The following is a 12,739-nucleotide window of genomic DNA, read 5'->3' as shown; positions in this document are numbered from 1 at the left end:
CATCAGACTGTCACCGCCCTGTCATCGGTGTTCCATTGATCGCTGCTCCTTTCGCCGCGCAGCGCAGAGGGTGGACATGCATCTGATCAAGACAATTTCTTCCGACCGCCGGTCGATCCTGAAGGGCCTCGCGGCCGCAGCTGTCGCGCCGCTGGCGGCGCCGGCTCTTGCCGCCGAGGGCCTGCCGGCACAGCCGACCGGATCGGCGGTCGCAATCGCCACCGACAAGGCCTATTGGACGGCCGTGAAGGGGCTCTATGCCGTGACGCCCGATGTCGTCAATCTGGAGAACGGCTTCTGGGGCATCATGGCCGAGCCCGTGCGGCGCGAGTTCATCCGCCTGTCCGATATGGTCAACTATCAGAACACCTATTACGCGCGGCAGCGCGCGGGGGCGGATTTCGAGGCCGTGCGGGCCAGGGTGGCGGAGGCGGTTGGAGCTGCGCCCGAGGAAATCGCGCTCACCCGCGGCGCGACCGAAGCGCTGCAGCTGCTCATCGGCGGATACAACAAGCTGAAGCCCGGCGACAGCGTGCTCTACGCCGACCTCGACTACGATTCGATGCAATATGCCATGAGCGCGCTTGGGGCGCGCCGCGGCGTCGACGTGGTCAAGTTCGACGTGCCGGAGCCGGCCACCCGGCAGGCCGTGCTCGACGCCTATGCCCGCGCCCTCGAGGCGAATCCGAAGGCCAGGCTGCTCCTCCTCACCCATGTCAGCCATCGCACCGGCCTCGTCATGCCGGTCACCGAGATCGCCCGCATGGCCAAGGCGAAGGGCATCGATGTCATCCTCGACGCCGCTCATTCCTGGGGGCAGATCGACTTCAGGGTGGGTGAGCTCGAGGTCGACTTCGTCGGCTTCAACCTGCACAAATGGATCGGCGCGCCGGTCGGCGTGGGCTTCCTCTACATCAGGAAGGACCGCCTCGCCGACGTCGACCGTGACCTTGGTGACGAGGATTTCCCGGCGACCGACATCCGCTCGCGCGTACACACCGGCACGGTCAATTTCGCGACGGTGCTGACGGTGCCCGCGGCCGTCGAACTGCATCAGCAGATCGGCGCCGCGGCGAAACAGGCCCGCCTGCGCCACCTGCGCGACTACTGGGTCAGTCGCGTTCGCGGCTTCAAGGACATCGAGATCCTGACGCCGGACGAGGCCGGCCTGTATGGTGCGATCACGTCCTTCCGCCTCGCCGGCAAGACGAGCAAGGCCGACAACGACGCCACCGTGGCGAAGCTCAGGGACACCTACAAGGTCCTGACGGTTCGCCGGGCGGGCGTCGCCAAGGGCCAATGCATCCGCGTGACGCCGGCGCTCTACACCGAGGAGGCCGATCTCGACCGGCTCGTCGAGGCGCTTGCCGGCATCACGGGTACGAAAGCCGGCTGAACCCGCGAGGCGGAGTGCAATCGGCCAGCGCATCGACAATCATCGCGTGATCGCCGGCACATATCATTCCAGCTGGCCAATCTAGCTTGATGTCAGGTGGCTCGCAGTGATCCACCAGGCAAAGGACAAGACTCATGCGCAATTACATCCTTGTGGCTCTCGCAGCGATCGCATTGGCAAACGTGGTGACGCCCTCGAACGCGACGACCATCGTCCGCGACCATCGCGACCCGCCCGTCGTGCGCGACCACCGCAATCAGACCATCGTTCGCGACCACCGCAATCAACCGGAGGTCCGCGACCACCGCCACTAGACGTCCTTGCGACGGAGCCGAACCCAATCGGTTCGGCTCCGCTTCGCGGTCCAAGCCATTGAGACCGCGCTTCGTATTTTCCCCCGCGAACTCCCTTGAAGGCCACCGATCGTCTGCGCGTGGCGCGGATGTCCATTCGCGATTGTGAGGCTTGAGCACGAGCCACGTTGCCGTCTCCGTGCTATTGCTGCTCCCCGCAACTTCCCGCGAGGACACTCATGCTTCCCCTTCCCGCCGACATCTTCACCGAGCCCGAGAACGTCTCGCCCGACGGTCTCGCCAATCTCGGCCCGCTGCGCCGTCTCGCAGGCAGCTGGCAGGCCGACAAGGGGATCGACGTCAACCCGAAGGCCGAAGGACCGGAGCGGCGGACCTTCATCGAGCGCATTCGGATGGACCCGATCGATCCGCAGGCCAACGGCCCGCAGCTGTTCTACGGCCTGCGTTATCACATCCACATCAACACGCCCGAGGAGGACATCACCTTCCACGACCAGGTCGGCTACTGGCTGTGGGAGCCCGCGACCGGGCTGATCATGCAGACGCTGGCGATACCGCGCGGGCAGGTGCTGCTCGCCTCGGGCAAGGCCGGACCTGATGACAGGAAAATTTCGGTCACGGCGAAGCGCGGCGACACCGCTTACGGGATCTGCTCGACCGACTTCCTGGAACAGGCCTTCCGCACCGACGCTTACCGCTGCGACATCACCTTCAACGACGACGGAAGCTGGACCTACCTGATCCAGACCGAGTTGTTCGTCCGCGGCGCGCCGTTCAATCATCACGACACCAACACGCTCCAGCTCGTTGCGCCGCCAAAGCTCAATCCGCTCGCGGCGATCGTCAACGATCGCGCCAAGAGCGGCGGCGGCGGAACGGTGGGTTGAGCGCGGTCCGGAGATTTGCATGAAGCCCTACGTCATCTGTCTGATGCATTCCAGCCTGGACGGCCGCACGCACCCCAGCCGCTGGCGTCCGAAGGGCGCGGGCACGGACTGGTTCGAGAAGATCCATGACGAGCTCGGCGGCGATGCCTGGGTCATCGGCCGCATCACCGGCTCGGAGTTCGCCAAGGGCAAGCCCTATCCCGCGACCTCGAGCGAGACGTTTCCGCGTCAGAACTGGTTTGCGCGGCGTGATGCAAAAACCTACGGCGTCGTGCTCGATGCGCAGGGCAAGATCGGCTGGGGCCGCTCCGATATCGGCGGCGATCCGATTGTCGTGGTGCTGACCGAGGGCGTGCCGGATTCGCATCTTGCAGGCCTGCGCGGCGAGGGCGTGTCCTATATCTTCGCCGGCAAGTCGGAGATCGACCTCGCACTGGCGCTGGACATTCTCAACCGCGAGCTCGGCGTGAAGCGCCTGCTGGTGGAGGGCGGCGGCGTCGCCAATGGCGCGTTCCTGCGCGCCGGTCTCATCGACGAATTCAATCTCATCCTCAGCCCCGCGGTGGATGGCGCAAGCGGCGCGCCCTTCGTGTTCTCTTCGACGGAAGCCGACAGCGACAAGCGCGCGCCCCTCGCCGCGATGACGCTGGAGGGGGTGCGGGAGCTCGGCAGCGGTGTCCTGCTGCTGCGCTACCTGATCAAGAACGATCCGCAGGCCGTGGGTAAGTAAAAGCACCGGCATGTCGGACAAGCCACAGCATATCGTCATCGTCGGTGCCGGCGCGGCTGGCCTGATGGCGGGGCGCGAGCTCGCGCGCGCGGGCAAGAAGGTGACGGTCCTGGAAGCACGCGAGCGCTGCGGCGGGCGCATCCACCCGCTGCCGGCGGCGGAGTTCGGCTACCCCGCCGATGGCGGCGCCGAATTCGTCCATGGCGATGCCCCGGTGACACGCGCCCTGCTGCGCGAGGCGGGGCTGTCCCTTCGGGAGATCGAAGGCACGCTATGGAGATTTGACGGTGCAAATTTCTCGCGTGAGGATCGCCATGATCCGCACGAGGCGGAGCTGCATGCCGTGCTCGGGAATTTGAAGGACGATCTCACCGTCGCCGATTTCCTGCGCCGTCATTTTGCCAGACCCGAGTATGACGGACTGCGCTATTCGATCGAGCGGATGGTCGAGGGCTACGATGCCGCCGATCCCGAGCGCGCCTCCACGCTGGCGCTGCGCGAGGAATGGATGGACGGCGGGCTCCACACGCAGGCGCGCATCAATGGCGGCTATGGCGCGCTGATCGATTTTCTCGCCGCCGAGTGCCGCAGGCATGGCGCGGCGGTCCGCCTCGGCTGCGTGGTGTCGGCGATCGAGGACGAGGGCGGCGCGGTGGTCGTTCGCGGTGCCGGCGGCGAGGTGCATCGCTGCGACCGCGTGATCCTCACGGTGCCGCTGCCGCTGCTGCGCGAGATCGCGCTTCCGGCGAGCGTGCGCGCGAAGGCGGCGGCTGCCGACGACATCGGCTTCGGCAACGTCGTCAAGATTCTGCTGCGGTTTGCGCGGCCATGGTGGCGCGAGCGAAAGCCGGATCTTGCGGATATGACCTTCCTGCTGTCGGACCGGACCATCCCGGTGTGGTGGACGCGCCATCCGGATCAGCATCCCGTGCTCACCGGCTGGTTCGGCGGCCCGCGGACGGCGGAGCTGCAAGGCCTCGATCCGCAGGCGTTGATCGAGGCCGGGCTTGGTTCGCTCTCCACCATCTTCGGCCTGTCGCGCGAAGACGTCGCGCGCGATCTCGTCGCGGCCACGGCGACCAATTGGGGGCAGGATCCGTTCGCCCGCGGCGCCTATTCCTGGGCCACGCCGCGGACGCGCGCGGCGCAAACCATGCTCGCGCGCGCCGATGGAGCGGTGCTGTTCTCCGGCGAAGCGCTCTATCGCGGCCGCGACATGGGCACGGTCGAGGCGGCGCTGGCGAGCGGGCTGGAGACGGCGGGGATGATCTTGCGCGGATGAAAAAAGGCCCGCGTGGTCGCGGGCCCTTCGTTCGCAGCCGATCGCCGGCTTACCAGCGGTTGCCGCCGAAGCTGAAGGTCACACCCGGACCGCCGCCACCATAGTATCCGTACGGGCCGCCGCCGTAGTAACCGTGGTGCCGCGGGTAATAGCCGTAGCTCCGGTAGTGCGGACGATAATAGCCATGGTGGTGATGGCGCCATTGATGATGGCGATAGCCATGATGGTGGTGCCTGTGCTGCGCGCTGATGTCGGTCGGCTGGCCTCCCCGCGCGCTTTGCTTCGCGCTTGTGGTGTTGGCCGCGTTCGCCGCCGATCCGCCGGCAAGCGCCGCGGCACCGACGGCCATCGCGACAATGAGATACTTCATGTCATCACTCCAGTTGAATGTCGTGTGACAACACATGGGCGCTGGTTGCGTTCCGGCCAGTGCGGGCGTCGAAACGACGCAGCAGGCGCTGTCCGATTCGGCGCGGATGATCGCGCGGCGTGAGATTTATTGTCGCATCACCGGCATTGATCGCACTGCTGCCATCACTTCGCCGCGAATGATGCGATCACCTCGCCCGCGGTGACGATGCGCGCGAACTCGCCGTTGAGATTCGACAGCGTCATCGCATGGATCTCCTCGGCGGAATGTGCGTCGCCATCGGGTCCGATCCGGTCGAAGGTCCAGGTCGCATCGCGCACGAGCCGCGTGTCGAATCCGAGATTGCCGGCCATCCGCGTCGTCGTCTCCACGCAATGGTTGGTGGTGGCGCCGCAAATGACGAGCGTGGTGATGCCGCTTGCGCGCAGGCGCGTCTCGAGGTCCGTGCCGATGAAGGCGCTGTTGACGCGCTTGACGATCACCGCCTCGCCGTCCTGTTCGCGCGCCTCGTCCTTGACGGCGTAGCCAGAGCGCGATGGCAGAAACGACGAATTTGGCTTCGTGCCCTCGTGGCGGATATGAAAGATCGGCGCACCGTTTGCCCTGAACGCCGCGAGCAGATCGACGATGCGGGCCACCGCGTCCGGATTGTTGCGGCGCTTGCCCGCCGCCTCCCATTCGTCGAACGCGCGCTGGACGTCGATGACGATAAGGGCGGGGAGGGGGTGCGGCATGATCGGACCTTTCGGACGGCTTGTCGGGCCGAGTATGCGAGGCGATCGGGGATGCGCAATGCCAATCTTCCCTCGTTTCGCGACGTCATTGCAGGTCCGTGGCCCGGATTGCGCTGCGCTCCATCCGGGCTACGTCGACGTTCCTACGGATGCGGATCGGGAAAGCCGTGGCGTTCGGAGAGCGCGGCGAGGATGGCGTCCTTGTCGGCGATGAAGGCGCGGCCGCGGTGGGTGCCGGTCTGGTGCCGCGATGTCGCGCCGTCTGCCAGCACGAGCAGCGGCAGCGACTGGTTCTCCTCCCCGACCAGCGCGATCACGGCCTGCCGCGGCTGCGGCCACGCGATGCGCTCGACGTCGAGCTTTTCGGCGAGCGCCGGAAACGAAGCGAGCACGCCCTCCATCAGCGCGCAATGCCAGCAATAGAAGCGCCGGCCCGGATAGGCCGGGTCCTCGAACCCCGGGCGCAGCAGAAACAGCAGGTCGCGCGTCATGGATCGCTCCGAAGCATGGCCGCCTTGCTGAGGATCAAGGCGGCGAGGGCTGGCCGGCCTAGTGTCGAGTCCCCAGATTCATGGGAATCGACGGTGAAGGAAAGGACGCCATGCCGGGGCCGATCAGTCAACCGCAGACGCTCGCCGACGTGAAGACACTGCCTGAGCTGCTGCGCTGGCGCGTCGAGGCGACGCCGGCGGCGGAAGCCTATCGCCATTTCGACGCGCATGCCGGGCGCTGGGTCAGCCAGTCCTGGCACGAGATCGACGCGGAATTCGAGCTGTGGCGGCGGGCGCTGGCCGCGGAGAATTTTTTGCCGGGCGAGCGCGTCGCCATCCTGATGCCGAACGGCATTGCGCATATCGCGATGGACCAGGCGTCGCTGTCGCGCGGTCTCGTGCCGGTGCCGATGCATGCGGTCGACAACCCCGACAGCATCGCCTACATCCTCGCCGATTCCGGCGCGCTGCTGCTGTTCGTCGATACGCTGGCGCGCTGGCAGGCGATCGTGGCCACCGGCCAGCCGCTCGATGCGCTCAAGCGCATCGTCTGTGCCGACATGACCGGACCGGTGCCGGCCGATGCACGCATCGTCGCGCTCGACCAGTGGCTTGCGTCCGCGCCTGGCGCGACCGCGCCATTGTCCGACGTCGCGGTGGCGCCGGACGATCTTGCCGCCATCGTCTACACCTCGGGCACGACCGGGCGGCCGAAGGGCGTGATGCTGTCGCATGACAACGTTGTCGCCAATGTGAAGGCGATCGCGCATCGCATCGCGGCGTCGCCCGACGACGTCTTTCTGTCCTTCCTGCCGCTCTCGCACACGTTCGAGCGCACCGGCGGCTATTACTATCCGATCGCGGCCGGGGCCTGCGTCGCCTATGCGCGCTCGGTGCCGCAACTCGGGGACGACCTCAAGCATGTGCGGCCGACGGTGCTGGTCTCAGTGCCGCGGATCTACGAGCGCGTCTACGCGCTGATCATGCAGCACCGCGCATCGGCCGGAAGCATCGAGCGGGCGCTGCTCGATCTCACGATTGCCGTCGGCGGCCGGCGGTTCGACGCGCGGCAGGGACGCGGCGCACTGTCGCTGCTCGACCGGCTGGCCTGGCCGCTGCTGAAGCAGCTCGTCGCCGACAAGGTGCTGGCGCAGCTCGGCGGCCGGTTGCGCGTCGCGGTTTCCGGCGGCGCGCCGATCGCCGAGCCCGTCATTCGTCTGTTTCTCGCACTCGGGCTCGACATTCTCCAGGGCTACGGCATGACCGAGACCTCGCCGGTGGTTTCGGTCAACACCCCCGAGGACAACGATCCGCGCTCGGTCGGCCATGTGCTCGACGGCGTCGAGGCCAGGCTGGGTGAGAACGACGAGCTGCTGGTGCGTGGCCCAAGCGTGATGCTAGGCTACTGGCACAAGCCCGAGGAGACGCGCCGCGTGAAGGAGGCCGATGGCTGGCTGCACACCGGCGATCAGGCCCGCATCGAGAACGGGCGCATCACCATCACCGGCCGCATCAAGGATATCCTCGTGACGTCCACCGGCGAGAAGATCGCGCCGGTCGATCTCGAGACCGCGATCCTGGCCGATCCCCTGTTCGAGCAGGCGCTGGTGGTCGGCGAGCAGCGCCCGTTTCTCGCCGCGCTGGTCGTGCTCAACGCCAAGGCCTGGGTGCAGGAGAAGGAAAGGTTGGCTGCGAGCGGCAAGCAAGGCGGTGCGGCGGAGCGGGCCGCGCTGCTTGCGCGAATCGCAGCGGCCGTGAAGGCCTATCCGTCCTACGCGACGCCGCGCGCGGTATGGTGGACGCTGGACCCCTGGACCATTGCTAGCGGCCTGCTCACGCCGACGCTGAAGAACAAGCGCCCCGCGCTCGAACACCGCTTCGCCGAGGAGATCGCGCAGATCTACGCGAAGAAGCCGGCCTGATCTTCGCCTCTCCCCGCTTGCGGGGAGAGGCCATATCGCATCGAAGATGCGATATGGGTGAGGGGGAGCCTCCGCGAGTATAACTCTCACCGTCATTGCTGAAGCAGCCCCTCACCCCAACCCTCTCCCCGTAAGAACGGGGAGAGGGAGAAGAAAGCGCTCACATCCTCTTGAACGCCGTGTCCATCGCGCTTGATCCAGCGCAACTTCGCTCGCTGGCCCTCATGCAATGTCGCCGCGAAAGTTCGAATTGCAGTCGAGGCAAGTCATGAAGGCGTATTTCATCGGTGGTGGCATCGGATCGCTCGCGGGCGCGGCGTTCCTGGTTCGCGACGCGCAGCTGCCGGGTCGCGACATCGTGATCTACGAGGCGCAGCCGCTGGTCGGCGGCAGCCTCGACGGCGCACTGCTCGCGAACGGCGCCTATTCGCTGCGCGGCGGGCGCATGCTCACCACCGACCATTACGAATGCACCTGGGACCTGCTGTCGAGCATCCCCTCGCTCGAGCGTCCGGGCCTGAGCGTGCGCGACGAGACCGTCGCGTTCAACGAGGAGAACCCGGCGCATTCGCGGGCGCGGCTGGTTGACCGCAACCGCTTCAAGATCGACGTCTCCCACATGGGCTTTTCCGCGCGCGACCGGCTCGAGCTGCTGCGGCTCACCGAGGCCTCGGAGGAGACGCTCGGCAACAGCCGCATCACCGACTGGCTGTCGCCAAAATTCTTCGAGTCCAATTTCTGGTACATGTGGCAGACCACTTTCGCCTTCCAGCCCTGGCACAGCGCGGTCGAGCTGAGGCGCTATCTGCACCGCTTCATGAGCGAATTCCCGCGCATCGAAACCCTCGCCGGGGTCAAGCGTACCGTCTACAACCAGTATGACGCGATCGTACAGCCGCTTGCCGACTGGCTGAAGCGGCAAGGCGTGCAGTTCGTGCGCGGCACGGCCGTCACCGACATGACGCTCGAAGACGAGGGCGGACGCGTGCGCGTGCGCCAGCTGGTGCTCGATCGCGACGGCCGCACCGCCAACGTCCGCATCGAGGACGGCGATCTCGTGTTCTTCCAGAACGGCTCGATGACGGATGCTTCGAGCCTGGGCACCATGACCGAGCCGCCGCCGCACCTGACCAAGGCCGACAGCCAGGGCTGGGCGCTGTGGGAGACGATCGCGCAAGGACGTCCCGAATTCGGCAATCCGTCCGCGTTCAACAGCTCGATCCCGGAATCGTACTGGCTGTCCTTCACCGTCACCTGCCGCGATCCGCGCTTCTTCGACAAGATGGAGGCGTTCTCGGGCAACAGGGCCGGCACCGGCGGGCTGGTGACGTTCCGGGATTCCAACTGGTTGATGTCGGCGGTGCTGTATCATCAGCCGCATTTCGCCGGCCAGCCGAAGGACGTTCAGGTGTTCTGGGGCTATGCGCTGCATCCGGACCGCATCGGCAATTTCGTCGGGAAGCCGATGTCCGAGTGCGGCGGCGCCGACATCCTGAACGAGCTGTGCGGGCACCTGAATTTCGATCGCGACGTGTTCGAGACTGCGACCTGCATTCCCTGCCGCATGCCCTACATCACCAGCATGTTCATGCCGCGCAACGTGACCGACCGGCCGCTGCCGGTGCCCAGGAATTCCGTCAACCTTGCCTTCGTCAGCCAGTTCGTCGAGATCCCCGACGACGTCGTGTTCACCGTCGAATATTCGGTGCGCGCGGCGCAGATGGCGGTCTATCAGCTCATGAAGATCGAGCGCCCGGTGCCGCCGGTGACCCGCCATGACAAGTCGCTCGCGGTGATCTTCGCGACCCTGGAGAAGGCGTTCGCTTGAGGCTTTCGCCGGGATGACGTCGCCGGCGCACGCGACGGCGCCTATCGCGGCGCTGCCAGCGGCAGGCTGACGTGAAAAACGACGCCCCCTGACGGGACGTTTTCGGCCCAGATGCGGCCGCCATGCGCCTGGACGATGGTATGCGCGATCGAGAGGCCTATGCCCATGCCTTGCGCCTTGGTCGTGAAGAACGGCTTGAAGATCTCGGCGACTTTCTCCGCGAGGATGCCGTCGCCCTTGTCGGCGATGGAGACAAGGGCGAGGTTGCCCTCGGTGAGACTGGTTCGTCCGACGACGCGGCGCCGCTCGTCCGGAAGATGGGCCACAGCCTCCATGCCGTTCACGACGAGATTGAGGATGGCCTGCTGGAGCTGAATCTTGTCGCCTTTCACGCGAATGTCTGCGGACGACGGTTGCATGACGAGTTCAACATCGTGGGTCAGGGCCTGCACGGAGAGGAATCGAAACACCTCGCCGACAGTGGCATTGAGGTCGAGCTCGCGCCGTTCGGCCGGGTCTCGCTTCAGAAACGAGCGCAGCCGGCCGATGACTTCGGCGGCCCGCTGATCGTCACGGCGGATGTGGTCCAGGATGTCCCTGATCTCGCCGAGGTCGGGCGCCGGACTCTGTAATATCTGCTGGGCCGTCTCGGCATTGATCAGAATGGCGGCGAGCGGCTGGTTCAGCTCGTGTGCGAGCGAGACGGACATCTCTCCCGCGGTCGCGCGGCGGTTCATGTGGGCGAGCTCCGACATGCGCTGGCGCGCCTCGACCTCGGCCACGAAGCGCAGACGGCGCTCGCGCAGCAGAATGGTGATCATCAGCGCCTGCACCAGCACCACGCCCGCGACGATCGCGGAGTGCCAGTAATACTGCTCCCAGAAGGTCGGTTGGCGGAAACGCACCTCGCTGCCGGGGGGCAGATTGGCTTCGTCCACATTCCAGCGTTTCAGCTGCCGCCAGTCGAAGATCGGCCTCACGTTGTTTCCGCTGAAAGGTGCGATGCTCGAGGGCGCTTCGCCGTCGAGGATCCGCATCGCCACTTCGCCGGCTTCCCGCCCGATGATTTCGGGCAGCAGCAGGAAGCCACCCACGCCCGACCGTCCGAGGAACGTATCGGACGTTATGATGATCGGGCGGTTCGCACTCTCGGCAACGCGTGCGAGCGCCGAGGCCGGGGCGTAATAGGTGCCTTCGCCGTCGGAATACATCGCCGAGGTCAGGATCGCGGAGCGGTCGGGCAGGGAAGCGACGCGACTGCGGACCTCACGCAGCACCGCGCCGGACAGATCGATGACTTCGAGATCGGGCATTGCGGCCGCGAAGTCCTGCTTCCAATGTCCGTACACCAGCGGATTCTTCCAGGCCTCGCCCACCAGGACGACACGCGTCAGGTCGGGAACGATTGCGCGCGCTGCGGTCAGGAGGTGTGTCGGCCTCACTCTGGCGAAGACGGCCGTCGTATCGGGCAGGAACAGCGCGCGCGTCTCAGGCAGGTCGGGAACGAAGCCGTATACCACGGGCGCGGCGGGCCAGATGTCCTGCTTCCGCTTCTGAAGGAATTTCGCCGATGCGACGCCGATCGAAACGATGACGTCGATCGGCCGCTGCGCATATTTGGTCTTGAGGTGACCGACCAGGCTCAATTCATAGTCCGGTCCCGGGAAGCGGGCGAGATCGAGGCTTTCGCCGTAGATCACCGTGTTGCTCTTCCCGTTCTGCTTCGCGGCGGTGCGGATTCCGGCAAAGATCTCCGAATAAAAGGGCGAGCGAAAATCGGCTTCTTCCAGAACCAGGACCGAACGCTGCTGGGGGCCGTCGGCTGCGACGCATTCATGCGAGAGGCCAGCGAACAAGCAGGCGATCAGGATGCGCGCGAGCCCGCGGATCACACGCATTGCCGGACTCTCGGCCTCGCCTCTGGATGCAATCGGGTCTCCTCAATGAGGATGCACGCGAGAGCATAACCGCCTGACCTGGAGTTTCAACGGAAGGATGCGTGCTCACCCCGGTGACAAGCAGGGCGACACAAGGGGCCGCTACTTGAACGGATCCTGGATCGACGGCGACGATTGCCTGATGCGGCGCACGCTTACCGGCGTGCCGTCGGAGACGAACAGGAGCTCGTACTTCCTGCCCTCGCTGTCGGTGGCGGAGCAGGTGACATCGGTCACCTTCCGGGCGGCGAAATTGCCGGTCTGGCGGCAGATTCCGGTGGAGGTCTGCTCCGCCGGCACCGGCAGGCCGTCGACCTTGGGCCGGTCCTTGGAGTTGAGCAGCATGCGGTCGATCGGCAGCTCGTAGGAGTTGTCGTCGGCCCGCTTGCCGTTCTCGCCGGAGAACGACACGACGTGGTTCGCATCAGTGGGGTCGTCGACAGCGACGGCGAAATTGACCCGGCCCGTGTCGCCATGGGCGTAGGCCACCGTCTTGCAGGCAAGGGTACGCCCCGCGACCTTGAGCGTCTTGCAGTGGCCGGACATCAGCGCCAGCAGATCGATGAAGGCGGTCTGCTGCGCCGGCTGATTGTTGACGGGAATCGGCCTGGAAGACTCAGCAAAACAAGGGCTTGCGAGGACAACGAAGGCTGCTGCGAGGGCCGGTCGGCAGAGGCGCATCGTGAGGCTCATAGGCCAGGGGACCGCGGAAAGGTTCCGCTCAACAACCATCGAACCGCAAATTGGTTGCGATCCCGTTTGTGCCGCCAAGCCCGTCTGGAATACCACCGCGCCACCCATCGGCGATTCGCCCAAAATCGCCCAACCATCCCGGCAGGCACTTGCCG

Annotated in this window: 12 protein-coding genes; 7 read left to right on the top strand and 5 right to left on the bottom strand. The window is 66.0% G+C overall.

Features of this window, described 5'->3' with window-relative positions:
• Window positions 1-76 precede the first annotated feature (76 nt).
• The 5 genes from AAFG50_RS38980 to AAFG50_RS38960 all read left to right on the top strand — a co-directional run bounded on the left by AAFG50_RS38980 (window position 77) and on the right by AAFG50_RS38960 (window position 4,609).
• On the top strand, window positions 77-1,396 hold the full coding sequence (locus tag AAFG50_RS38980; protein WP_028173627.1) for an aminotransferase class V-fold PLP-dependent enzyme: 1,320 nt from the start codon (window positions 77-79) through the stop codon (window positions 1,394-1,396).
• A gap of 134 nt (window positions 1,397-1,530) precedes the next feature.
• Window positions 1,531-1,710, top strand: coding sequence for a hypothetical protein (locus tag AAFG50_RS38975; protein ID WP_028173626.1), 180 nt, complete (start codon window positions 1,531-1,533; stop codon window positions 1,708-1,710).
• A gap of 218 nt (window positions 1,711-1,928) precedes the next feature.
• Window positions 1,929-2,597, top strand: a complete 669-nt coding sequence (locus tag AAFG50_RS38970; RefSeq protein WP_028173625.1) for a heme-binding beta-barrel domain-containing protein — start codon at window positions 1,929-1,931, stop codon at window positions 2,595-2,597.
• A gap of 19 nt (window positions 2,598-2,616) precedes the next feature.
• Complete coding sequence (locus AAFG50_RS38965; protein WP_028173624.1) at window positions 2,617-3,327, top strand: dihydrofolate reductase family protein; 711 nt, start codon at window positions 2,617-2,619, stop codon at window positions 3,325-3,327.
• A 10-nt stretch (window positions 3,328-3,337) separates the two neighbouring features.
• On the top strand, window positions 3,338-4,609 hold the full coding sequence (locus AAFG50_RS38960; protein WP_028173623.1) for an NAD(P)/FAD-dependent oxidoreductase: 1,272 nt from the start codon (window positions 3,338-3,340) through the stop codon (window positions 4,607-4,609).
• A 49-nt stretch (window positions 4,610-4,658) separates the two neighbouring features.
• Here AAFG50_RS38960 and AAFG50_RS38955 read toward each other — a convergent pair whose 3' ends face one another.
• The 3 genes from AAFG50_RS38955 to AAFG50_RS38945 form a co-directional block, all read right to left on the bottom strand.
• A complete protein-coding gene (locus AAFG50_RS38955) occupies window positions 4,659-4,979 on the bottom strand; it encodes a hypothetical protein (protein ID WP_028173622.1) in 321 nt (106 codons plus the stop codon).
• Between the two features lie 164 nt (window positions 4,980-5,143).
• The gene (locus AAFG50_RS38950; RefSeq protein WP_028173621.1) at window positions 5,144-5,713 is read right to left on the bottom strand and encodes a cysteine hydrolase family protein; all 570 of its coding nucleotides are present in this window, start codon (window positions 5,711-5,713) and stop codon (window positions 5,144-5,146) included.
• 143 nt (window positions 5,714-5,856) lie between these two features.
• Window positions 5,857-6,204: a DUF3088 domain-containing protein gene (locus tag AAFG50_RS38945; RefSeq protein WP_028173620.1), complete on the bottom strand. Its 348-nt coding sequence runs from the start codon at window positions 6,202-6,204 to the stop codon at window positions 5,857-5,859.
• A 110-nt stretch (window positions 6,205-6,314) separates the two neighbouring features.
• Here AAFG50_RS38945 and AAFG50_RS38940 point away from each other — a divergent pair, with 110 nt between their 5' ends.
• Window positions 6,315-8,126, top strand: coding sequence for an AMP-dependent synthetase/ligase (locus tag AAFG50_RS38940; RefSeq protein ID WP_342714090.1), 1,812 nt, complete (start codon window positions 6,315-6,317; stop codon window positions 8,124-8,126).
• Window positions 8,127-8,394: 268 nt separating this feature from the next.
• Window positions 8,395-9,954: an oleate hydratase gene (locus AAFG50_RS38935; protein ID WP_028173618.1), complete on the top strand. Its 1,560-nt coding sequence runs from the start codon at window positions 8,395-8,397 to the stop codon at window positions 9,952-9,954.
• A 41-nt stretch (window positions 9,955-9,995) separates the two neighbouring features.
• On the opposite strand, the gene AAFG50_RS38930 is transcribed toward AAFG50_RS38935, so the two are convergent.
• Together AAFG50_RS38930 and AAFG50_RS38925 are read right to left on the bottom strand one after the other, a co-directional pair.
• The gene (locus tag AAFG50_RS38930) at window positions 9,996-11,852 is read right to left on the bottom strand and encodes an ATP-binding protein (RefSeq protein ID WP_028173617.1); all 1,857 of its coding nucleotides are present in this window, start codon (window positions 11,850-11,852) and stop codon (window positions 9,996-9,998) included.
• Between the two features lie 141 nt (window positions 11,853-11,993).
• A complete protein-coding gene (locus AAFG50_RS38925) occupies window positions 11,994-12,572 on the bottom strand; it encodes a hypothetical protein (RefSeq protein WP_028173616.1) in 579 nt (192 codons plus the stop codon).
• Between the last annotated feature and the right edge of the window lie 167 nt (window positions 12,573-12,739).

This window comes from Bradyrhizobium sp. B039, assembly GCF_038965675.1.
Classification (GTDB): Bacteria; Pseudomonadota; Alphaproteobacteria; order Rhizobiales; family Xanthobacteraceae; genus Bradyrhizobium; species Bradyrhizobium diazoefficiens.
The sequence above is the reverse complement of the archived record's forward strand: the minus strand, read 5'-3'. Positions and strand labels throughout refer to the sequence as shown.

What these genes read in the sequence shown, in the direction of transcription:
- AAFG50_RS38980 (WP_028173627.1), top strand. Translation starts at nt 77, where the DNA reads ATGCATCTGATCAAGACAATTTCTTCCGACCGCCGGTCGATCCTGAAG.
- AAFG50_RS38975 (WP_028173626.1), top strand. Translation starts at nt 1,531, where the DNA reads ATGCGCAATTACATCCTTGTGGCTCTCGCAGCGATCGCATTGGCAAAC.
- AAFG50_RS38970 (WP_028173625.1), top strand. Translation starts at nt 1,929, where the DNA reads ATGCTTCCCCTTCCCGCCGACATCTTCACCGAGCCCGAGAACGTCTCG.
- AAFG50_RS38965 (WP_028173624.1), top strand. Translation starts at nt 2,617, where the DNA reads ATGAAGCCCTACGTCATCTGTCTGATGCATTCCAGCCTGGACGGCCGC.
- AAFG50_RS38960 (WP_028173623.1), top strand. Translation starts at nt 3,338, where the DNA reads ATGTCGGACAAGCCACAGCATATCGTCATCGTCGGTGCCGGCGCGGCT.
- AAFG50_RS38955 (WP_028173622.1), bottom strand. Translation starts at nt 4,979, where the DNA reads ATGAAGTATCTCATTGTCGCGATGGCCGTCGGTGCCGCGGCGCTTGCC.
- AAFG50_RS38950 (WP_028173621.1), bottom strand. Translation starts at nt 5,713, where the DNA reads ATGCCGCACCCCCTCCCCGCCCTTATCGTCATCGACGTCCAGCGCGCG.
- AAFG50_RS38945 (WP_028173620.1), bottom strand. Translation starts at nt 6,204, where the DNA reads ATGACGCGCGACCTGCTGTTTCTGCTGCGCCCGGGGTTCGAGGACCCG.
- AAFG50_RS38940 (WP_342714090.1), top strand. Translation starts at nt 6,315, where the DNA reads ATGCCGGGGCCGATCAGTCAACCGCAGACGCTCGCCGACGTGAAGACA.
- AAFG50_RS38935 (WP_028173618.1), top strand. Translation starts at nt 8,395, where the DNA reads ATGAAGGCGTATTTCATCGGTGGTGGCATCGGATCGCTCGCGGGCGCG.
- AAFG50_RS38930 (WP_028173617.1), bottom strand. Translation starts at nt 11,852, where the DNA reads ATGCGTGTGATCCGCGGGCTCGCGCGCATCCTGATCGCCTGCTTGTTC.
- AAFG50_RS38925 (WP_028173616.1), bottom strand. Translation starts at nt 12,572, where the DNA reads ATGCGCCTCTGCCGACCGGCCCTCGCAGCAGCCTTCGTTGTCCTCGCA.